Raw genomic sequence first — 23,082 nt, forward strand, 5'->3', positions numbered from 1 at the left:
TTCCGCCCCCCCATCCGAATACCGGCGACCGCACGACGCGTCGCGCCATCGCCCGCCAACGGGCGGCGGCGCGACGCGCCGGCGGAGCGTCCTTGCGTTCCGGGATTTCGCATTCCAACCGACTCGAGAGCTTCATTCATGTCCGACCTTCACACGAGCCTCGCCTCCGATCCCGCCGCCGAAGCCGACCGCGTCGCGCTCGACGGCGCATCGCTGCGCGCCGAGCTTGCCGCTGAACTTGCCGCCGATCTGTCCGTCGAGCCCGAACGGCTCGACGCCGACGCGAACCTGCTGCAGCTCGGCCTCGACTCGATGCGCCTGATGGCGTGGCTGAACCGGCTGCGCTCGCGCGGCCATACGCTGACGCTGCGCGAGCTGTACCGCGAGCCGACGCTCGCCGGCTGGCTCGCGCTGATGCGGCGCAGCCCTGCGCGCGCCGTCGAGCGGCCCGCCGCGCCGCGCTCGTGGCCGACGATGCGCGACGGCGAAGCGTTCGCGCTGACGCCCGTTCAGCATGCGTATCTCGTCGGCCGCTCCGCGCAGCAGCCGCTCGGCGGCGTCGGCTGCCATCTGTATCAGGAATTCGACGGCGCGGGGCTCACGCCCGACAGGCTGGAATCCGCCGTGCGCGCGCTGATCGCCCGTCATCCGATGCTGAGCGTCGCGTTCCGCGCGGACGGCAGCCAGCAATGGCGCGCGCGCTCGAGCTGGCCCGGCGTCGCCGTGCACGACTTGCGCGAATGCGGCGAAGCGGCGCGCGACGCTGCGCTCGCCGCGTTGCGCGAACGCCTCGGCCATCGCGTGCTCGACGTCGAGCACGGCGAGACGTTCGACTTCCAGCTGTCGCTGCTGCCGGGCGGGCGGCATCGCCTGCATGTCGATCTCGATCTGCTCGTGCTCGACGCGGCGAGCTTCACGCTCGTGTTCGACGAACTCGCGGCGCTCGTCGGCGGCCGCGCGCTGCCGGACGTCGGCGGCGGCGGCTACGACTTTCGCGGCTACGTCGCGCAACTGGCGCACGACGGCGCGGCCGCGCGCGACGCCGCGCAACGCTACTGGCGCGCGAAGCTGCCCGCGCTGCCCGCCGCGCCGCGACTGCCGCTCGCGCAGGAGCCCGAGCGCGTCGCGCCGGTGCGCTTCCGCCGCCGCCGCGCGGAGCTCGTCGACGCCGACTGGCGCGCGTTCAAGGCGCACGCGAGCGCATCCGGCGTCACGCCGACGATGGCGCTCGCGACGTGCTTCGGCGCGGTGCTCGCGCGCTGGAGCGGCGAGCCGCGCCTGCTGCTGAATCTGACGCTGTTCGACCGCGAGCCGCTCGATCCGGCCGTCGAGCGGATGATCGCCGATTTCACCAACATCCTGCTGATCGATCTGGCCGCCGAAGGCGAGCCGTTCGACGCGCTCGCGCGCGAGAATCAGGCGACCTTCGCCGACGCCTACGAGCATCGCCGCTGGTCCGGCGTCGAGCTGCTGCGCGAGCTGCGCAAGGCGCAACGCCATCCGTACGGCGCGCCCGTCGTGTTCACGAGCAATCTCGGCCGGCCGCTGTACGGCCGCGACACCGCCGCGGCGCTCGGCGAGCCCGCGTGGGGCATCTCGCAGACGCCGCAGGTGTGGATCGACCATCTCGCGTTCGAGCACGGCGCGTCGGCGTGGCTGCAATGGGACAGCATCGACGCGCTGTTTCCGCCGGGCCTCGTCGACGCGCTGTTCGACGCGTACGTCGCGCTCGTGCGGCGCCTCGTGCGCGAGCCCGACGCATGGCGCAAGCCGCTGCCCGATCCGATGCCCGACGCGCAGCGCGCGGCTCGCGCGCGCGCGAACGACACCGCGCGGCCGGTGCCGGAAGGCCGCCTGCACGACGGCTTCTTCGACGCGGCCGCGCGCACGCCCGACGCCGTCGCGCTGATCCATCGCGACGCGCGGCTCAGCTTTGCGACGCTCGCCGAGCAGGCGCGCCGCTGCGCGGGCGCGCTCGCGGCGCGCGGCGTGCGCGCGGGCGACACGGTCGCCGTCAGCATGTCGAAGGGCGTCGGGCAGATCGTCGCGGTGCTCGGCGCGCTGCACGCGGGCGCGGTCTACGTGCCCGTGCCGCTCGACCAGCCGGACGAGCGGCGCCGCAAGATCTACGACGACGCGCGCGTGAAGCTCGTGCTCGCGTGTCGCGACGATCCGTCGGCGGTCGCGGCGGCGGACGATCCGGCGCGCTACCTCGCGTGGCAGGACGCGATCGCGGCCGACGCGCTGCGCGATCCCGTCGCGGTCGATCCGCGCACGCCTGCCTACGTGATCTACACGTCCGGCTCGACCGGCACGCCGAAGGGCGTCGTGATCCCGCATCGCGGCGCGCTCAACACGTGCGCGGAGCTCACCCGCCGCTACCGCGTCGGCGCGGGCGACCGTGTGCTCGCGCTGTCCGCGCTGCACTTCGATCTGTCGGTCTACGACATCTTCGGCGTGCTCGCGGCGGGCGGCGCGCTCGTGCTCGTCGACGAAGCGCAGCGGCGCGACCCCGCCGCGTGGTGCGAACTGATCGACCGCCATCGCGTGACCGTATGGAACAGCGTGCCCGCGCTGTTCGACATGCTGCTCACGTACGCCGACGGCTTCGCGCTCGGCGCGCCGTCGGCGCTGCGCATCGCGATGCTCTCGGGCGACTGGATCGGCCTCGACCTGCCCGCGCGCTACCGCGCGTTTCGCGCCGACGGCGAGCTCGTAGCAATGGGCGGCGCGACCGAGGCGTCGATCTGGTCGAACGCATACGACGTCGGCGACGTGCCGCCGCAATGGCGCTCGATCCCCTATGGCTTTCCGCTCGCGAACCAGCGCTACCGCGTCGTCGACGAGCAGCGCCGCGATTGCCCGGACTGGGTGCCGGGCGAGCTGTGGATCGGCGGCGAAGGCGTCGCGCTCGGCTACTTCAACGACGCCGAGCGAACGGCGCGGCAGTTCGTCGACGACGCGAACGGGCGCTGGTATCGGACGGGCGATCTCGGCTGCTACTGGCCCGACGGCACGCTCGAGTTTCTCGGCCGGCGCGACAAGCAGGTGAAGATCGGCGGCTATCGGATCGAACTCGGCGAGATCGACGCGGCGCTCAATCGCATTGACGGCGTCAAGACCGGCATCGCGCTCGCGCTCGGCGAACGCGACAAATCGCTCGCCGCGTTCGTCGTGCCGTCGGGCGACGCGCTGTTCGACGAACGGCGCGCCGATCCGGCATGGCCGTCCGACTTTCGCGCATGGTTCGCGCCGCCGGACGCATCCGGCATCGCGCGAAGCGCCGATGCGGATGCGAATGCGAACGGCGACGACGCCCGCTCCGCCGATGTCGATGTCGATGTCGATGCCGACACCGGCGGCGACCCGCGCGCGAACGCCGCCGCCTGCGACGCCCCCGCCGCGATCGCGAAATCCGATGCGGACGTCGAGCGCCTCGTCGCCGATTTCCTGCACGACCATCTGCAACGCGAAGGCGTGAACTTCGACACGCCGCTCGACGTCGACGCGGCGCTCGCGCGATACGGCGCGCAGCCGGCGTGGCGCGCGCTGTTCGCACGCTGGCTCGCGCTGCTCGCCGCGCACGGCCGCGTCGCCGAAGAGCGCGGCGCATACCGCCGCGGCCCGCGCCACGACGGCGCGCGCCGCCGGCCGCGCGCCGACGATCCGCTGTTCACGACCGCGGACGCGCTGCTCGCCCACCACGACGCGCTCGCCGCGATCCTGCGCGGGCAACGCCCGGCGCACACGCTGCTCGATCACCCGTTCTGGTCGCCGGAATCGCTGCTGCTGCGCAGCGACGGCGCCGGACGGACGATCGACGCGCTCGCCGCCGCGCTCGCGGCGCTGTCCCGCACGCTCGCGCGGCCCGTGCGACTCGTCGAGACCGGCGCGCGCAGCGGCATGTTCGGCGAGGCGCTGCTGCGCCGTCTCGACGCGCGGCAGCTCACCTACACGGCTATCGACGCATCGCAGGACATGGTGCTGCGCGCCCAGGCGCGCCTCGCCGAATTCCCGCATGCGCAAGCGCGGCGCGCGGACCCCGCGGCGCTGAAGGACCTCGCGCACGCCGCGGACGCGATCTGGGCCAACAACGCGCTGCACCGCCTCGGCGAGCCCGCGCTCGGCGAACTCGCCGCGCTGGCCGCGCCGTCGGCGCTCGTCTACGTGACCGAGCTGCGTCGCGCGTCGGCGCTCGCGCTCGTCAGCGCCGACCTGCTCGCGCACGGCGCAGCCGCGCAGCACGGCCTGCGCGGCGCGCAAGACTGGCGGCGCGCGTTCGACGCGCGCGGGCTCGCGTGCGAGCAGGCGGACGACATCGGCGCGCACCAGCGCTTCGTGCTGCGCGCGCCCGCCGTCGTGCGCACGCCCGATCCGCGCAAGCTGAGCGAAGCGCTCGCCGCGCAGCTGCCGTCGTACATGCTGCCGCAGCGCCTGCATTTCATCGACGCGTTGCCGCTCACCGCGAACGGCAAGATCGATCACAAGGCGCTCCTCTCGCACTGCGCGCCCGCCGCTGCCGACGCCGCCGACGCCGCGCGGCAAGCGCCGCAGGGCGAAATCGAGACGGCCGTCGCCGACGTGTGGCGACGCCTGCTGCAGATCGATGCCGTGCATCGGCACAGCCACTTCCTGCAACTCGGCGGCGACAGCCTGCTCGCGACGCGCGTGATCGGCGAGCTCGATCGGGCCGGCTACGCGGCGCGGCTCGGCGATCTGTTCGACTACCCGACGCTCGCCGCCTTCGCCGCGACGCTGCGCCCGCGCGCCGAGCCGGCGGCCGCCGCGTTGCGGCGCGACGCCGCGTCGCGCTTCGCGCCGTTCCCGCTCACGAACGTCCAGCAGGCGTATCTGGTCGGCCGCCAGGCCGGCTTCGCGCTCGGCGGCGTCGGCTCGCACTTCTTCGTCGAATTCGAAGTCGAGCGGCTCGACGTCGCGCGTTTCGAGGCGGCGTGGAACCGCCTGATCGCGCGTCACGACATGCTGCGCGCGGTCGTGCGCGACGGCCGGCAGCAAGTGCTCGCCGACGCGCCGCCGTTCGTCCTCGCGCGCCATCGCGTCGCGAGCCTCGATGGTCCCGACGCAATCGCGCTGCGCGAGCGGCTCGCGCACCAGGTGCTCGACCCGGCGCGCTGGCCGGTGTTCGACGTGCAGGCGGCCGAAGACGGCGGCGCGCGCAGCCGGCTCTACGTATGCCTCGACAATCTGCTGCTCGACGGCCTCAGCATGCAGATCCTGCTCGCCGAGCTCGAACAGCTGTACGTCGCGCCCGATCGCGCGCTGCCGCCGCTCGAGATCGGTTTTCGCGATTACGTGACGCACGCCGCCGGCCGCCGCGCGAGCGAAGCGTCGCTCGCCTACTGGCGGCGCCGGCTCGACGATCTCCCGTGCGCGCCGCAACTGCCGCTTCGCCGCGCGCCCGGCGAAATCGGCACGCCGCGCTTCGCGCGCCTGTCGGCGCGGCTCACGCGCGCGCAATGGGACGCGCTGAAGGCGCGCGCCGGCGCGGCGAGCCTGACGCCGTCGGCACTGCTGCTCGCCGCGTACTCGGCCGTGCTGTCCGCGTGGAGCGCGCAGCGCGAGCTGTGCGTGAACCTCACGCTGTTCGACCGGCAGCCCGTCCATCCGCAGATCGAGCAGGTGCTCGGCGATTTCACGTCGCTGCTGCTGCTCGCGTGGCAGCCCGCGAACAACTGGCTCACGAGCGCGCAGCGATTGCAGCAGCGGCTGTGGCAAGACCTCGCGCACCGCGACGTGTCCGCGCTTTGGGTGATGCGCCAGCTCGCGCAGCGGCACGGCCGCGCCGCCGCCGAGATGCCCGTCGTGTTCACGAGCGCGCTCGGCTTCGAGCACGACCGCTTCCTCGCGCACGCGTCCTGGCTCGAACCGCGATGGGGCATCTCGCAGACGCCACAGGTCTGGCTCGATCACCAGGTGTACGAATCGGAGGGCGAGCTGCGCTTCAACTGGGATGCGGTCGAAGCGCTGTTCGAGCCCGATCGGCTGCGCGCGATGTTCGATCAGTACGTCGCGCTGCTGCAGCGGCTCGCGTCCGACGCATCGGCGTGGCGGCTGCCGCTCGACGTCCTCGTGCCGCGTGTCGGCCAGGCCGGCGCGCGGACGCCGCGCGGCGACGCGCCCGCCGCCGCGAACATCGCGACCGCGACGCACGCCGCGCGCTCGACGCACGCCGCCGCCGCGCCGATCGACGCAGCCCGCGGCGACACGCCCGTCGACGCCGCGCTCGTCGGCCGGCTGCGCCAGCACTTCGAGCAAACGCTCGGCCTGCCGATCGCCGCGCGGCAGAGCTTCTTCGAGGCGGGCGCGACTTCGCTCGAGCTCGTCCAATGGCACGTCAGGCTCCGGCACGCGGGCTACGCGTCGCTCGCGGTGACGGATCTCTTCACGCACGCGTCGCCGCACGCGCTCGCCGCGCATCTCGGCGGCGCGAGCGCGCCCGCCCCGGCCGACGACGCGAACCGCCGCGCGCGCCTCGATCAACGCAAGGCGAATCTGCAACGCCGGCGAGGAGCCGCCGCATGAAGCGCTATCTGCCGTACTGGTCGTACTACGCGCACCAGGGCATGGTCAGCGCGCTGACCATGCAGGGCGTCGTCGGCTACTTCCGGCATGCGGGCGCCGATCTCGCGCAACTGAGCTGGCTGTCGCTCGCGATGCTGCCGTGGGTCGGCAAGTTCCTGTGGGCGCCGTGGTGCGAGCGTCATGCACGGCCGCTGCGCGGCAACCGCTATCTCGGCAGCCTCGTCGCACTGCAGCTCTGCATGGCCGCCGTCATCGCATGCATCGGCCTGTTGCCGCCGGCGCGTGCGGCCGGCGCGATCGTCGCGGCGCTGACGCTGCTGTCGCTGCTGTCCGCGAGCCACGGCATCTATGCGAACGGCATCGCGATCTGCACGACCGACGCGCGCAGCCGCCCGCTCGCGAACGTCGCGCAGGTCGGCGGCAGCTATCTCGGCATTCCGCTCGGCTCGTTCGTGTTCCTCGCGATCACCGAGCATGCCGGATGGCGCTACGGCTTCGCGGCCATCGCCGCGCTGTCGCTGCTGCTCGCGATCCCGCCGCTGCTGATCCGGCAGCCGATGCAAGCCACGCCCGCAGGCTCGGCGCGTCCGCGACTGCGGTGGCGCGATCTGCGCGGCATCGGGCCCGCGCTCGCGCTGACCGCGGTCTACCTCGTCGCGATGCGCGGGCTGATGGCGCTGCAAACCGTGCTGCTCGTCGACGCGGGGCTCGGCCTCAGCGCGCTCGGCGAAGTCGTCACGATCTACAGCACGGTCGCGAGCGGCGTCGGCATCGCGCTCGGCGGCTGGGCGATGCGCCGCTTCGGCCCATGGCGCTGCGTTCTGCCCGTGATGCTCTCGTTCCCGCTGATCGCGGGCGTGCTCGCCGCGGGCTATCCGCGTTTCGGCGTGCGCGAATGGACGCTCGCGTTCGGCGCCGTCAACGTCGCGGCGGCGATCGGCTTCGTCACGCTCTACAACGTGCTGATGGGGCTCACCCGCCCTCACCAGCCGGCATCCGACTATGCGCTGTTCCAGTCGACCGACATGGCCGTCGCCATGCTGATGTCGATGGCCGTGCTGCGCGTGAGCGACGTCACCGGCTATCGCCCGGTACTCGCGTTGCTCGCCGCGCTGGCCGTCGCGAGCCTGTGGCCCGCGATCCGGCTGTGCCGCCGGCTCGCGCGGCCTGCCGCGGCCGCGCCCTCACCCGCCGTTCACGAACCCTCTCTCGAAACCAGTCATGGATAAAGCCACCTCGTCCGCGCGCCCGGCCGCGGACCTCGACGCGCTGCTCGCGACGCACTACCCGCACGGCGAGCCGATCGCCGTGATCGGCCACGCATGCCGCTTCCCCGAAGCGGACGACAGCGACGCGTTCTGGCGCAACCTGCTCGCCGGCGCCGAATGCAGCCGCCGCTTCACGCGGCAGGAAATGCTCGACGCGGGCCTCGACGCCGCGACGATCGATGCGCCGAACTTCGTTAATGTCGGCACCGTCGTGCGCGACGCCGACGCGTTCGACGCCGCGCTGTTCGGCTATTCCCGTCAGGAAGCCGAATCGATCGACCCGCAGCAGCGCCTCTTCCTGCAGATCGTCTGGCATGCGCTCGAGCACGCGGGCTACGCGCCGCGCAACGTGGCGCATCGCACCGGCGTGTTCGGCTCGGCGCGCGTGAGCACGTATCCGGGCCAGGAACCGCTGCGGATCGCCGAAGTCGCGCAGGTCAAGGGCCTGCAGTCGCTGATGGGCAACGACAAGGACTACGTCGCGACGCGCGTCGCGTACAAGCTGAACCTGCGCGGGCCGGCGCTCGCCGTGCAGACCGCGTGCTCGAGCTCGCTCGTCGCCGCGCACCTCGCATGCGAGAGCCTGCGCTCCGGCGAATGCGACATGGCGGTCGCGGGCGGCGTGGCCGTGTCGTTTCCGCAGCACGCGGGCTATCTGCATCAGCCGGGCATGATCTTCTCGCCCGACGGCCGTTGCCGGCCGTTCGACGCCGACGCGCAGGGCACGTTCGCCGGCAACGGCGTCGGCGCGATCGTGCTGCGCCGGCTCGGCGACGCGCTGCGCGACGGCGACCCCGTCGTCGCGGTGCTGCTCGGCAGCGCAATCAACAACGACGGCGACCGCAAGGTCGGCTACACGGCGCCGTCGGCGGCCGGCCAGCGCGACGCGATTCGCGACGCGCTGATGCTCGCGGGCGTCGACAGCACGCAGATCGGCCTCGTCGAAGCGCACGGCACCGGCACGCCGCTCGGCGATCCGATCGAACTCGAAGCATTGCGCGGCGTCTTCCATCGGGCGGACGAAGGGCCGCGCTGCGCGCTCGGCTCGGTCAAGGGCAACGTCGGGCACCTCGACACAGCCGCCGGCATCGCGAGCCTGCTGAAAGCCGTGCTTGCCGTCGAGCGGCGCGCGATTCCGCCGAGCCTGCATCTGCGCAAGCCGAATCCGGCGCTCGGCCTCGACGACAGCCCGTTTTTCGTGCCCACCGACGCGCAGCCGTGGAACGACGCATCGCGCGTGGCCGGCGTGTCGTCGTTCGGCATCGGCGGCACGAACTGCCATATGGTCGTCGCGTCGCTGCCGGACGCGCTGCGCGCGGCCGTCGGCGGCAATGGCGAAGGCAACCGCGACGGCGACGGCAATGGCGACATCGACTGCAATGGCGACGGCAAAACCGAAAGCGAAGGCGAAAGCGAGAGCGAAAGCGACGACAGCCACGCACAGCCGGACGCGGGCGCGGCGCTACTGCTGAGCGCGGCGAGCGAGCCGGCGCTGCAGCGCCTCGCGCGCAGCTATGCGGATGCGTTGAAGCGCGCGAACGCGCGCGACCTGCTCCACACCGCGCTGCACGGCCGGCAGCTCGATCTGCCGCACCGGCTCGCGGTGCCGTTCTGCGCGGAGACGATCGCGGCGCTCGACGCGTTCGCGGCGGGCGAAGACGATGCGCTCGTCCATCGCGGCAGCGGCGACGCCGGGCAGATGGCCTGGCTCTTCACGGGCCAGGGTTCGCACTGGCCGGGCATGGGGCAGACGCTCTACCGGCAGTCGAGCGCGTTCGCCGCGTGTCTCGATCGCTGCTTCGCGGCCTGCGACGGCGAACTCGACGTCCCGCTGCGCGACGCGATGTTCGGCGAGCGCGGCGATCTGCTCGAACGGATGGACTACGCGCAGCCCGCGATCGTCGCGTTCGAACTCGCGATGGCCGCGCACTGGCGGGCGCTCGGTCTCGAACCGCAGCTCGTGATCGGCCATTCGGTCGGCGAATACGCGGCCGCGGTCGTCGCCGGGCATTACGAGATCGAGCAGGCGATGCCGCTCGTCCGGCTGCGCGGCGCGCTGATGCAGCGCTGCGCGCAGGGCGCGATGCTCGCCGCGTTCGCCGGCGCCGACGCGTTGCTGCCGCTCGCGGCGTGCGCCGGCGTCGACGTCGCCGCGTACAACGACGAACGCCATCTCGTGTTCTCCGGCCGAAGCGATGCGATCGACACGCTCGCGGCCGATCTCGTCGCGCGCAACATCCGGCACGCGCGGCTCGCGGTGACGGGCGCCGCGCATTCGGCGCTGCTCGATCCGGTTCTCGACGCGTTCGAGCGCGCGACCGCGCAGTTGAATGCCGCGCCCGGCCGCGTGCCGCTCGTGTCGACGCTGCTCGGCGGGCCGATCGATGCGCACGGGCTCAACGCGCGCGACTACTGGCGGCGGCACATGCGCGAGCCGGTCCGTTACGCCGACGCGATCCGTCACGCGCTCGCGCAGGGCGCGAACGTGTTTCTCGAACTCGGGCCGGATGCGCAACTGACGGGCATCGGCCTGCGCGGCGCGCAGCCGGGCGCGCGCTGGATCGCGAGCGCGCGGCGGCGGCAGCCCGCGCTCGCGCAAACGCGGCAGGCGCTGCTCGAGCTCTATGCGGCGGGCGTCGCGCTACCGTGGGCGAAGGTGTTGCCTTCGTCCGGCCGCAAGCTGCACGCGCCGCGCTATCCGTTCGATACCGAGCGCTATTGGCGCGACGCGCGGCCGGCAGCGGCCGCCGCACCGCCCGCCGCGCACGGCGGCGATTTCGATCTCGCGCTCGCCGAAGGCCGGCGAATCGCGGCCACGGCCGCCGCCTCGCTCGATCTGCCGCGCCTGCAACGGCTCTACGATTGCGTCACGCAGTTGCATGCGATCTACGTCGACCGGCTCGTGCGCCGCTGCGTCGGCGAGCGCTTCGACGAAGGCGCGAGCGCACTCGGCATCCTGCGCGCGGGCCGTCTGCTGCCGCGGCATCGCCAGTTGCTCGTGCGGTTGCTGAACGCATGCGTCGAAGACGGCTACTACCGCCGCGACGGCGACCGCTACGCCCCCGCGCTCGCCGTGCCGCACGCCGATCGCGACGCGCTGCTGCAAATCCTGCGCGAGTGCTGCGAAGGCTTCGACGCGATCGCCGACACCGTCGCGCGCGCCGGGGACAGCCTGTACGCGATGATGCGCGGCGACATCGAGCCGGTCGCGGTGATCTTCCCGGACAGCGCGTCGAGCGGCGTCGAGGTGCTGTATCAGGAATTCAGCTTCGGCCGCTATTTCAACCAGATCGCCGCGGGCGTCGTCGCGGGGCTCGTCCGCGAGCGGCAGGCGGGCCGGCGCGCGCATCGCCCGTTCCGAATCCTCGAAGTCGGCGGCGGCACGGGCGGCACAACCGCCTGGCTGCTGCCGGAGCTCGACGGCGCGCCGAACGTGCGCTACGACTTCACCGACATCTCGCCCATCTTCACGCGGCGCGCCGAGCAGAAATTCGCCGCTCACGGATGCGTCGACTATCGCGTGTTCGATTTGCAGAAAGATGCGCAAACGCAAGGCTTCGAAGCGGGCGCATACGATCTGATCGTCGCGGCGAACGTGATCCACGCGACGCAGCACGTCGGCCGCACGCTCGCGAACCTCGCGCCGCTGCTGAAGCCGGGCGGCCGCCTGCTGATGCGCGAGATCACGCGGCCGATGCGGCTCTTCGATTTCGTGTTCGGCCCGCTCGTGCTGCCGCTGCACGACGAGGACGCGCGCGGCGGCGAGCTGTTCCTGTCGACCGCGCGCTGGAAGGCGCAATGCGTCGAGGCGGGCTTCGAGCGCGTCGACTGGCTGCCGGACGACGGCGCGCCGACGTCCGGCATCAGCGAGCACATCGTGCTCGCGAGCATGCCGGGCCGCCCGGCGGGCGCCGCGTCGTGGCTCGACGAAGACGCCGATCCGCTGGTCGGCCAGCCGCTCACCGACGACGGCGTCTATCTCGCCGACTGGTCCGATTGCGCGGGCGAGCGCGACGCGTGGCGGCAACGGCTCGCGCGCAGCGCCGCGGAACTCGCGGCCCGCCACGGCGGCGGCCGGGCGGCTCCGGCGATTCGTGCGCCCGAATGCGCGCCCGCATGGCTCACGCTCGTGCGCCTGCGCTGGTGCGGCAGCCTGTTCGGCGCGGCGCGAATCGCGCTCGACGCGCGCGACGAGGCCGGCGCGTGGCGGCCGCTCGACGCCGACGCCAATGCCGACTCCGGCCATGGCCACTCCGGCTCCGACGCCCGCGACCTGCCCGCGCCGCAGCCGGCGCGCGACACGCATTACGGCTGGCGCTGGCGGCCCGTGCCCGACGCGTCGCCGGATGCGAGCGACATCGCCTTGCACGCCGAATCCGCGCCGCTCGCCGACACGCTGCGCGCGGCGGGCGTCCCGGTCTCGCCGAGCGCCGAGTGCCGGCTGCTCGTGCTTGACTCCGACGCGCATTCGCCGCACGAGGTCGCCGCCGCCTTGCTCGACGCGCTGTCCGATGCAAGCCGTGCGCCGCTCGTCGTCGTGACGCGCGGCGCATGGAAGATCCGCGCCGACGATCCCGTCGCGCCCGCCCATCGCGCCGCCTGGGGGCTGCTGCGCGTCGCGGCCGCCGAGCAGCCGGACCGCATGCTCGCCGCGATCGATCTGCATCCGCACGCCGCATGGCGCGATCTGCCGCCGGCGCTCGGCGCGCTCGGCGCGCTCGGCCACGGCGCGCGCTGGCTCGCGGTCCGCGACGGCCGCGTGCATGCGCCGTCGCTCGCGGCTCAGCCCTACGCCGCGCCCGCGTTGCCCGCCGGCGGGTTCGCCGACGAACGCTGGCACGTCGTCACCGGCGCGTTCGGCGGCCTCGGCCGACTGAGCGTGCGCTGGCTCGCGCGCCACGGCGCGCGCCGCATCGCGCTCGTCGCGCCGCGCGCGCACGACGACTGGCCCGCGTTCCAGCGCGAAATCGCTGCGCAGCATCGAGGCGAATTGCGCTGGGTGCGCTGCGACGTCGCCGAGCCCGCGCAACTGGCGGCGGCATTGCACGCGCTGCACGCTGACGGCGGCGTCGCGGGCGCGATTCATGCGGCTGGCATCCTCGACGATGCGCCGCTCGCCGCGCTCGACGCCGAACGCGTCGCGCCCGTGCTCGCGCTGAAGGCCGACGCGGCGCGCGTGCTGCGCGACTGGCTCGGCGCGCACGGCGCGCGCTATCTGGTTTGCTATTCGTCGGCGGCCGCCGCGCTCGGCGCGCCGGGGCAAGGCGCGCACGCGCTCGCGAGCGCGTATCTCGACGGGCTCGCCGACGCGCACGCCGGCGACGAAACGCCGAGCGTGATCTCCGTTGCATGGGGCGCGTGGGGCGAAGCCGGCCGCGCGGCGCAATCCGCGTTGCAGCGCAAGCTCGCGGAAAACGGAATGGGCGTGCTGTCGACCGCGGAGGGCCTATGGCATCTGGAACAGGCCGTGATGCGCGGCGCGCCGTACCGGCTCGCGATGCGCGTGCTGCACGAGCGGCTCGACGTCGGCCGCCGCGCGCTGTTCGGCACCGACGCCGATCAATCGCCCGCCCGACTCGCGCGCAACCCGGCGGCGGGGGTTTCCGCCGAATCCTGCGCACCGGCCGCCGCCGGCGCAACGCTCGCCGCCGAGCGCCCCGATCCGCGCGACGCCCAGGCCGTCTGCCGCTGGCTGACCGCGCGCATCGCCGCGCAACTGAAGCTCGACGACCTCGCGCAGCTCACGCCGACACGCGATCTGCTGAAGCTCGGCCTCGATTCGCTGCTGTTCCTCGAATTGCGCAGCGCGGTCGAGTCGCAGCTCGGCGTGAGGCTCGACGCCGAGCGCGCGTACCGCGATATGACAGTCGCCGGAATCGGCCGCCTGATCGCCGAATCCGCGCCCGCTGGCGCCGGCGCGCCCGATCCGGCCGCGGGCATCCTCGTCCACGATCCCGCGAACCGCTTCGAGCCGTTCCCGTTGACGCCGATCCAGCACGCGTACTGGCTCGGCCGCACGGATCTGATCGCGTACGGCGGCGTCGCATGCCACGTGCTGTTCGAATGGGACATGCGGCACGACACGTTCGACCTCGCGCGCTTCGAGGCCGCGTGGAACGCGCTCGTCGCGCGCCACGACATGCTCCGGATGATCGTCGACGCCGACGGCCGCCAGCGGATTCTGCGCGACGTGCCCGCATACCGGCCGCAGCGGCGCGACCTGACGCGCGCCGCCGCCGACGAGCAGGCGCGCGCGCTCGAACGCACCCGCGACGAGCTGTCGTACCGCGTGCTGCCCGCCGACCGCTGGCCGCTCTTCGAGCTCGTCGTGACCGAGCTGGACGACACGCGCTACCGGCTCCACATGAACCTCGACCTGCTGCTGTTCGACGTGCAGAGCTTCAAGGTGATGATGGACGATCTCGCGAGCGCGTATCGCGGCGCGGCACTCGAGCCGCTGCAGATCACGTTCCGCGATTACGTGCTCGCCGAGCACGCACGCCGCGACGCGCCCGACTGGCAGGCATCGTGGCGCTACTGGCAGCGCACGCTGCCGCAATTGCCGCCCGCGCCCGTGCTGCCGCTCGCGCCCGCGCGCGCCGACGATGCGCGGCCCCGCTTCACCACGTATCAGGCGCGCCTCGCGCGCGCGGACTGGGACACGCTCAAACGCGAATGGCAGCGCTGGGGCGCGACGCCGTCGGCCGCGCTGCTCGCGCTCTTCGCGCACACGCTCGAACGCTGGAGCCGGCATCCGGACTTCACGCTGAACCTGACGTTCTTCAACCGGCGGCCCGACCATCCGCAGGTCTCCCAATTGATCGGCGATTTCACGTCGGTGCTGCTGATCGATTTCGCGCTCGGCGGCGGGCCGACGCTGCGCGACACGATCGAGCGCACGCAGCAACGGCTCTGGCAGCGCCTCGCGCACAGCCAGGTCAACGGCGTCGAGCTGATGCGCGAGCTGTCGCGCGGCCGCGCGCACGATCCGCGCCGGCCGCTGATGCCGGTCGTGTTCACGAGCATGCTCGGGATGTCGCTCGACGGCCTGAGCATCGACCAGGCGATGACGAGCCTGTTCGGCGAGCCCGTTCATGTGTTCACGCAGACGCCGCAGGTCTGGCTCGACCATCAGGTGATGGAAGTCGACGGCGATCTCGTGTTCAGCTGGTACTGCATGGACGACGTGCTCGCGCCCGGCGCCGCGCAGGCGATGTTCGACGATTACCGGTGCCTGCTGCGCGGCGCCGCCGCGCAACCGGAGCGGATGATGCAGCCGGGGCTCGCGAAGCTGCGCGACGACGGCGCATGGGCGGATTTCGAACGTCGGCGCTGGCCGCTGCATGTCGGCAACGCAGGCGATTCGGAAGACCCGGTCGACGCCGGCGTCGATCTGCGCGACATCGAGGACGCACTGCGCGCGCAGCACGGCGTGGCCGACGCCGACGCCGCGCTCGCCGAGGACGGACGCACGCTCGACATCGTCGTCTGCGCTGCGCACGCATGCGGCGCGCCGCCGCCGTCGCTCGACGCGCCGCTGGCGTTGGCGTCCGCGCTGCCGATGCTCGACGCCGCTCAGCTCGCGGAAATCGATGCGACGTGGCGCTGGCTCGAAGCGCGCGCGCTGCACGGCATCGCCCGGACGCTGAATCGCCACGGCCTGTTCGCGCAAGCCGGGCAGCGCCACGATCTCGACGACGTGCAATCGCGCCTGCGCGCGCTGCCGCAGTATCGCCGGCTGGCGCGCCAATGGCTGATCGCGCTCGGCGAGCGCGGCTGGCTGCGGCGCGAAGGCGACGCGTTCGTCTGCAAGCGCGCGCTCGATGCGGTTCCCGATGCGGCCGAAGCGCTGCCGCAAGCCGACTGGAGCCGCGCGCTCGGCGCGTATCTCGACGCATGCATCGCGCGCCACGACGCGTTGTTCGACGGCACGCAAGCGCCGCTCGCGCTGCTGTTCGACGACGACGATGCGGTCACCCGCGCGCTGTACAGCGACAATCCGGCGATCGACTGCCTGAACCGAAGCGCCGCGCAGATCGCGCGCGCGCTCGGCGAGCCGGCGGGCGGGTTGCGCGTGCTCGAAGTCGGCGCCGGCACCGCGGCGACGACACGCCATCTCGTGCCCGCGCTCGACGGCCGACTGCACGGCTACCGCTTCACCGACGTGTCGACGCTGTTCCTCGACGCCGCGCGCGAACGCTTCGCCGATCACGCGAAGCTCGACTACGCGATCTTCGACATCAACGCGCCGGTCGATTTCGATGCGCATCCCGAAGCGGGCTACGACGTCGTGGTCGCGGTCAACGTGCTGCACGACGCGAGCGACGTCGTGCGCTCGCTGCGCCGCCTCGGGCGCTTGCTGAAGCCGGGCGGCCGCCTGCTGATGATCGAGGCGACCGAACGCGACAGCGCGCTGCAGATGGCGAGCATCGGCTTCATCGAAGGCCTGAACGGCTACGAAGACTTCCGCACGGCCGACGACAAGCCGATGCTCGATCTGCCGTCATGGCGCGACGCGCTCGGGCAGGCGGGCTTCACCGTCGAGCTCGCGTGGCCGGAGCAGGAACGCAGCCCGCTGCGCCAGCATCTCGTGCTCGCGCGCGCGACGCACGTCGGCCGGCTCGAGCCCCGTGCGCTCGAACGCGAGCTGCGCGCGCGCTTCGGCCGCGCGCTGCCGCCCGCGCGCATCCGGCAATGCGAGCGCATCGATCGATATGCGGACCGCGTCGCCGAGCGGCATCGCGAAGCGGCCGACGAAACGCCGGCCCGCGCGGCGCGCGCGCCCGTCGCGCCGCCGCGCGACCCGCACGCACAGGCCGCGCTCGAGCGCAGCGTCGGCGAAGCGTGGCAGGCGCTGCTGAAGTGCCCGATCCATCGCGACAGCGACTTCTTCCAGTCGGGCGGCGACAGCCTGATCGCGACGCGCATGATCGCGCAGCTCAATCGCGGCGGCATGCGCGGCGCGAGCCTGCAGGCGCTCTTCGCGCAGCCGACGCTCGGCGCGTTCTGCGCGACGCTGACCGCGCCGCCGGCGACCGAAGCGCGGGCGGGCGACTGCGTCGTGCCCCTTGCCGAAGGACGCGATCCGGCGCGCGTGTTCGTGTTCCACGCGTCCGACGGCGAGCTCGCCGCGTACGTGACGCTCGCGCGCCGCCTCGACTGCCGCGTCCACGGCCTGCGCGCGCCGGACGCCGCGCTGCCCGCCGATCTCGGCGCGCTCGCCGGCCGTTACGTGCAGGCGATGCGCGCATCGCAGCCCCACGGGCCGTACACGCTGATCGGCTGGTCGTACGGCGCGACCGTCGCCGCCGAGGCCGCGCGCCTGCTGCACGCGCGCGGCGAGACGGTCGAACTCGTGCTGCTCGATCCCGTGTGCCGCGACGATTTCCGCCACGCCGATCGCGCATCGCTGTTGCGTCTGCTCGCACGAGGGCGCGTCGCCGTGCCGCTGCCCGACGATCTCGAACAGCGCGACGCGGACGAGCAGACCGCATGCTTCGTCCACGCCGCGCAGGCGGCCGGGCTGCTGCCCGAACGCTCGAACGCCGCCGACGGCGAGCGCTGGCTCGCACGCATCGGCGATCTGCTCGGCCTGCTCGCGCGCCACCCCGCGCCCGCCCCGCTGCCGATCCGCTGCCTGTGGATCGCCGCCGCGCATCGCCCGTCCGTCTGGCAGCCGGCCGAGCGCGACTGGCACGGCTGGGGCGCGCACGCGCAACGCCACACGCTCGACGCAGACCATTGGACGCTCGTGATGGACGACGCACGAGCGCAACATGTCGCCGCCCTGTTCCGGCAGTGGCGCGACGACCATCGCCGCCCGCAGGAGAAAGTCGCATGAAATCCACTCACGCGCGCAACAGGCGCGTACTCGTCGCCGGCGCGAAATTCGGCGAAACCTATCTGAACGCGTTTCTCGCGCCGCAGCCGGGGCTCGAGCTCGCGGGCCTCCTCGCGAACGGCAGCCCGCGCGCGCGGCAACTGGCTCACGCGTTCGGCATTCCGCTCTACACGTCGATCGACGAGGTGCCGGGCGACATCGACATCGCGTGCGTGGTCGTCCGCTCGACGGTCGTCGGCGGCGCCGGCACGTCGCTCGCGCAGGCGTTCCTCGAACGCGGCGTGCACGTCGTGCAGGAGCATCCGCTGCATCCGGACGACATCGCCCGCCTGCAACGGCTCGCCGCGCAGCGCGAATGCGCGCACTGGGTCAACAGCTTCTATGCGCACACGCCGGCCGGCCGCTGCTGGATCGATCGCGCGCGGCGCGTGCGGCATGCGCTCGGCGGCGAGCCCGCGCATTTCGCGCACCTCGCCACGAGCCGGCAATTGCTCTATTCGTCGCTCGATCTGCTGCTGCAGGCGAGCGGCGCCGTCGACGCGACCGTCGACGGCGCCGCCGACGACGATCCCGCGTTCCGCACGCTGCGAATCGGCCTGCCCGGATGCCGCGCGACGCTGCGCTTGCAGACCTATCTCGATCCCGACGATCCCGATCTGCACAGCCTCGCGATGCATCAGCTCACGCTCGGCTGGCCGTCCGGCTATCTGTCGCTCGAGGCGAGCTACGGCCCGGTCGTCTGGACCGCCGCGCTGTACGACCCGCGACATCGCGACAGCCAGCGCAGCGCGTACCGGACGACGGGCGCCGACGGCGCGCATCTCGACCTGCCGCCCGCACTGCCGCTGCATCCCGCGCCGGCGAGCTGGCGCGACGCGCTCGAGGCCGACGGCCCCGCGGGCGTCGCGCACGTGCTGCACGCGCTGCGCCGGCATCTCGACGGCGCGCTGCCGCCCGCCGCGTTCGACGCCGCCTACCAGCTCGCGCTCGCCCGCGTCTGGCAAAAGGCGCTGCAATGCGCGGGCCCCGCGCGCGAGCGCAGCGTCGCGCCGCCGCCGGCGATCGATCCGCGCGCGCTCGTCGACGCGCAATCCGACGAGCAGGTGGCGGCATGAACGAGCGGCGGATGCTGCGCCCATGGATCGCGTCGCCGGAGCCGGCCGCGTGGCGGCTCGTCATGTGCCCGTTCGCGGGCGGCAGCAGCAGCGCGTTCCGCGACTGGCGCCAGGTCGACGATTTCGGCGTCGACGTCGCGCTCGCGATCTATCCGGGCCGCGACCACCGGATGCGCGAGCCGGCCGCGGACGACATCGGCGGGCTCGCCGATCAGCTCGCCGACGAGTTGATCGACACGCGCGCGTCGCCCGGCAAGCTGATCCTCGCCGGCCACAGCATGGGCGCGCAGGTCGCGTTCGAAACCTGCGAGCGCCTCGAGCGGCGCGGCGCGCCGCCGTTCGCGCTCGTGCTGTCCGGCTGCCACGCGCCGCACCTGCAAGGGCGGCGCCTGCTCAGCCATCTCGACGACCGCACGTTCGTCGATCAGCTCGTCGAGATCGGCGGCAGCGACCCGACGCTGCTGTCCGATCCGTCGCTGCTCGCGATCTTCCTGCCGATGCTGCGCGCCGATTTCCGGATCACCGAGTCCTATCGCCGCCCGCCGCATGCCGCCCGGCGCCGTATCGACACGCCGACGCTGCTCGTCTACGGCAGCCGCGACGCCGAGGCGTCGCGCGACGAAGTCGCCGCGTGGCGCGACTGGCTCGCTCACGCGGACGAGCCGATCGCGATGCCCGGCGACCACTTCTACGCGACCCGCAGGCCGCGCGCGTTTCTGCAACAGATCCTGCGCCGGCTCGAGTCGACTTCCGCATGTGTGTGACCCTCAGAGAAGCTCATGGAAACTCTTCTTCATCCGAATCCGAACGAAACGGCCCGCACCGTCGCGGCCGCCCCTGACCACTCCGGCGCCGCGCTGCCGCTCGGCGAGCATCTGCGCCGCTGGGCGGCCGATCACGCGACGCGCACCGCGCTCGTCGCGGGCGGCGAGCGCGTGCCGTTCGCCGCGCTCGATCGCCGCGTCGATCGGCTCGCGGCCGGGCTGCACGGGCTCGGCCTGCGCCCCGGCGACCGCGCGATGGTTCAGCTGCCGAACGGGATCGCGTTCGTCACCGTCTGCTTCGCCCTCTTTCGCCTCGGCGTGGTGCCCGTGCTCGCGATGCCGACGCAGCGCTCGCGCGACATCGACGCGCTCTGCCGCATCGCCGAGCCCGCCGCCTACTTCGTCGCGGACGAAACCGACGGCGTCGACGCGCGATCGCTCGCCGTCGAGATGCTCGACGCGCATCCGTCGCTGCGCCGCGTCGTCGTCGACGGCGGGCCGGGCCGGCACGGCGACGAACGCATCGTGCCGCTCGCGTCGCTCGATGCGCCGCCGCGCGCGTTGACGCCGCCCGCGCCGGCCGATGTCGCGCTGCTGCTCCTGTCCGGCGGCACGACCGGCACGCCGAAGCTGATTCCGCGCACGCATGCGGACTACGCGTACAACTTCGGCGCGTCGGCCGAGCTCTGCCGGCTCGACGAAGCGAGCGTCTATCTGGCGGTGCTGCCGGCCGCGCACAACTTCACGCTCGCGTGCCCCGGCATACTCGGCACGCTGTCGCGCGGCGGCACCGTCGTGCTGTCCGACACGGCGAGCTGCGACGAAGCGATGCCGCTGATCGCGCGCGAGCGGGTCACGCACGTCGCGCTCGTGCCGCCGCTCGCGCAGCTCTGGGCGCAGGCGCGCGAATGGGAGCGCAGCGATCTGTCGAGCCTGCGGCTCGTCCAGGTCGGCGGCGCGCGGCTCGATCCGCCGCTCGCGCGCCGCCTGCCCGACGTGCTCGGCTGCCGTCTGCAACAGGTGTTCGGCATGGCCGAAGGGCTGCTCTGCTACACGCGGCTCGACGATTCGCTCGATACGATCGTGCACACGCAGGGGCGGCCGCTGTCGTCGCGCGACGACATCCGCATCGTCGACGCGCACGGCCGCGACGTCGGCGCCGGCGAGATCGGCGAGCTGCTGACGCGCGGGCCATACACGATCCGCGGCTACTATCGCGCGCCGGAGCACAACGCGCGCAGCTTCACGGCCGACGGCTATTACCGCACCGGCGATCTCGTGCGCCGCGATGCGGCCGGCAACCTGATCGTCGAAGGCCGCATCAAGGAGCAGATCAATCGCGGCGGCGAAAAAATTTCCGCCGCGGAAATCGAGCAGTTGCTCAATACGCTGCCGGGCGTGCAGGATTCGGCCGTCGTCGCGGTTCCCGACGCGCTGCTCGGCGAGCGCATCTGCGCGTTCGTGCGCCCGCAGCGCGATGCGCTCGACGCCGCCACGCTCAAGCAGGCGCTGCGCGCGCGCGGGCTCAGCGAATTCAAGCAGCCGGACCAGATCGAAATCGCCGCGCATTGGCCGTTGACGTCGGTCGGCAAGATCGACAAGCAGCGCCTGATCGCGCTCGCCCGCGCGCGCGACGCCGCCCCGGCGCGGCGTTACGTCGAGCGGCAACTGAGCGTGCGAAGCGAGCCGCTCGAGCTCGCGTCGCGCGTGATGCGCGCGTTGCCGAGCCGGCATTGCACGCTCTACGAGCGTGACGGCGAATGGAGCGTCGGCATCGATTCGGCGTTGAGCGTGATTGTCGAGCCGGACGGCGCGGTGCGCCGCAGCGACGGCGCATGCTGGCGCAACGTGCCGCCGTGCGACGCGATCGCGACCGCGCTCGCCGACGTCGGGATCGACGCATGGCGCGCGTACGGCCGCGCCCATTTCGAGTTCGCGCATCTGACGTACGGCGTCGCCGGCGCGCGCGGCGACGCGCCGCTGCTGCGGCTCGCGATTCCGCAAAGCGAGATCCGGATGTCGAGCGGCCGCGCGCTGATCCGCAGCCTGGAGCCCGACGCGCTCGCGACGCTCGCCGAGCTGGTCATGACGCAGGACGCCGCGCGCGACGCCGAGTCCGGCGCGCGTCTCGAGGCGATCGACGACGATCGCGACGCCGCCGCATACAAGGAGCAGGTCGCGTCCGCGGTGCGCGAGATGCAGGCGGACGCGTATCAGAAGGTGATCCTGTCGCGCGCGGTCGAGGTTCCGGCATCGCTCGACACGGTGTCGAGCTACGTCGCGGGCCGCCGGACGAACACGCCGGCGCGCTCGTTCCTGCTTCGCGACGGCGCTTTCGAAGCCTACGGCTTCAGCCCCGAGACGGTCGTCGAAGTGAGCGCCGACGGCTTCGTCAGCACGCAGCCGCTCGCCGGCACGCGCGCACTGACGGGCGACGACGCCGAAGACGCGCGCCTGCGGCGCGAACTGCTGCGCGACGCGAAGGAAATCGCCGAACATGCGGTATCGGTGCAACTGGCGATGGACGAAATGTCGTCCGTCTGTGACGCCGATTCGCTCGGCGTCAGCGAATTCATGAGCGTCTACCGGCGCGGCACCGTCCAGCATCTCGCGTCGCGCGTGCGCGGGCGGCTCGCGGCGGGCCGCCATGCGTGGCATGCGTTCGAGAAGCTGTTCCCCGCCGTCACGGCGTCGGGCATTCCGAAGCGGGAAGCGCTCGACAGCATCCGGCGCCACGAACGACGCTTGCGCGGCCTGTACAGCGGCTGCGTGTTCGTCGTCGACAGCGAAGGCGCGATGGACGCGGCGCTCGTGCTGCGCTCCGTGTATCGGGACGGCGAGCGCTGCTGGCTGCAGGCCGGCGCGGGGCTCGTTCCGCTGTCGACGCCGGAGCGCGAATGGACGGAGACTTGCGAAAAGCTCGCTTCGGTCGCGCGTCATCTGCGGGGGCGGGCGGACGCGTAGGTGTTGGGAGGCGCGGCGCGGCTTTGCTTTGCTTTGCTTTGCTTTGCTTTGCTTTGCTTTGCTTTGCTTTGCTTTGCTTTGCTTTGCGATGTGATGTGATGTGGCGTGGCGTGGCGTGGCGCGATGCGGTGCGTACGACGCGACGCGACGCGATGCGATGCGATGCGATGCGATGCGATGCGGCGCAGTGTAGCGGAAGCGCTTGAAACGCCGCATCGCACGGCGACATGTCGCGTCGCCCAACCGTACCGAGCCTGTCGGCGCCCGGCCGGCGCACGCCTCGATCGCCCATCGCCGATGAGTCGCACGAGCGGCTTGCGCAAGCATCGGCATGCGCAAGCCGGCGTTCGCAAGTGCGCATGCCGCGTGCCTTCGATACGGCCGCGCCGATCGCGCGCCGCGCCCTTGCGGCGCGACGCATCGCGTGCCGCCCGTCGACAGCGTGCCGCATCGCAACGATGCGGTTCCTCGCGCCGAGGCACGAAAAACCGCGAAGCGGCTGCACATTCGCGCATCGTCCGACATCACGCGTGCGGCGTGCGGGCCGCGCGCGCCGAAGCGCCGCCGTGCTTCGCGCGAGACATCCT

6 protein-coding genes are annotated in these 23,082 nt (G+C 72.7%); all 6 read left to right on the forward strand.

The window, feature by feature from the left end:
* Window positions 1–138 precede the first annotated feature (138 nt).
* The 6 genes from WS78_RS29375 to WS78_RS29400 are packed head-to-tail and all read left to right on the forward strand — an operon-like array spanning window position 139 to window position 22,495.
* On the forward strand, window positions 139–6,543 hold the full coding sequence (locus tag WS78_RS29375; protein ID WP_059575562.1) for a non-ribosomal peptide synthetase: 6,405 nt from the start codon (window positions 139–141) through the stop codon (window positions 6,541–6,543).
* The gene (locus WS78_RS29380; RefSeq protein ID WP_059575565.1) at window positions 6,540–7,772 is read left to right on the forward strand and encodes an MFS transporter; all 1,233 of its coding nucleotides are present in this window, start codon (window positions 6,540–6,542) and stop codon (window positions 7,770–7,772) included. Before WS78_RS29375 ends, WS78_RS29380 begins: the two co-directional genes overlap by 4 nt.
* The gene (locus WS78_RS29385; protein WP_059575567.1) at window positions 7,765–17,652 is read left to right on the forward strand and encodes a type I polyketide synthase; all 9,888 of its coding nucleotides are present in this window, start codon (window positions 7,765–7,767) and stop codon (window positions 17,650–17,652) included. Before WS78_RS29380 ends, WS78_RS29385 begins: the two co-directional genes overlap by 8 nt.
* Complete coding sequence (locus WS78_RS29390; protein ID WP_059575569.1) at window positions 17,649–18,767, forward strand: Gfo/Idh/MocA family oxidoreductase; 1,119 nt, start codon at window positions 17,649–17,651, stop codon at window positions 18,765–18,767. Before WS78_RS29385 ends, WS78_RS29390 begins: the two co-directional genes overlap by 4 nt.
* A complete protein-coding gene (locus WS78_RS29395; RefSeq protein WP_059575571.1) occupies window positions 18,764–19,531 on the forward strand; it encodes a thioesterase II family protein in 768 nt (255 codons plus the stop codon). The genes WS78_RS29390 and WS78_RS29395 overlap by 4 nt, the downstream gene beginning before the upstream one ends.
* A gap of 15 nt (window positions 19,532–19,546) precedes the next feature.
* Complete coding sequence (locus WS78_RS29400) at window positions 19,547–22,495, forward strand: salicylate synthase (RefSeq protein WP_059575572.1); 2,949 nt, start codon at window positions 19,547–19,549, stop codon at window positions 22,493–22,495.
* Window positions 22,496–23,082: the final 587 nt, after the last annotated feature.

The sequence above is a fragment of the Burkholderia savannae genome, assembly GCF_001524445.2.
GTDB classification, from domain to species: Bacteria; Pseudomonadota; Gammaproteobacteria; order Burkholderiales; family Burkholderiaceae; genus Burkholderia; species Burkholderia savannae.

What these genes read in the sequence shown, in the direction of transcription:
- WS78_RS29390 (WP_059575569.1), top strand. Translation starts at nt 17,649, where the DNA reads ATGAAATCCACTCACGCGCGCAACAGGCGCGTACTCGTCGCCGGCGCG.
- WS78_RS29400 (WP_059575572.1), top strand. Translation starts at nt 19,547, where the DNA reads ATGGAAACTCTTCTTCATCCGAATCCGAACGAAACGGCCCGCACCGTC.
- WS78_RS29395 (WP_059575571.1), top strand. Translation starts at nt 18,764, where the DNA reads ATGAACGAGCGGCGGATGCTGCGCCCATGGATCGCGTCGCCGGAGCCG.
- WS78_RS29375 (WP_059575562.1), top strand. Translation starts at nt 139, where the DNA reads ATGTCCGACCTTCACACGAGCCTCGCCTCCGATCCCGCCGCCGAAGCC.
- WS78_RS29385 (WP_059575567.1), top strand. Translation starts at nt 7,765, where the DNA reads ATGGATAAAGCCACCTCGTCCGCGCGCCCGGCCGCGGACCTCGACGCG.
- WS78_RS29380 (WP_059575565.1), top strand. Translation starts at nt 6,540, where the DNA reads ATGAAGCGCTATCTGCCGTACTGGTCGTACTACGCGCACCAGGGCATG.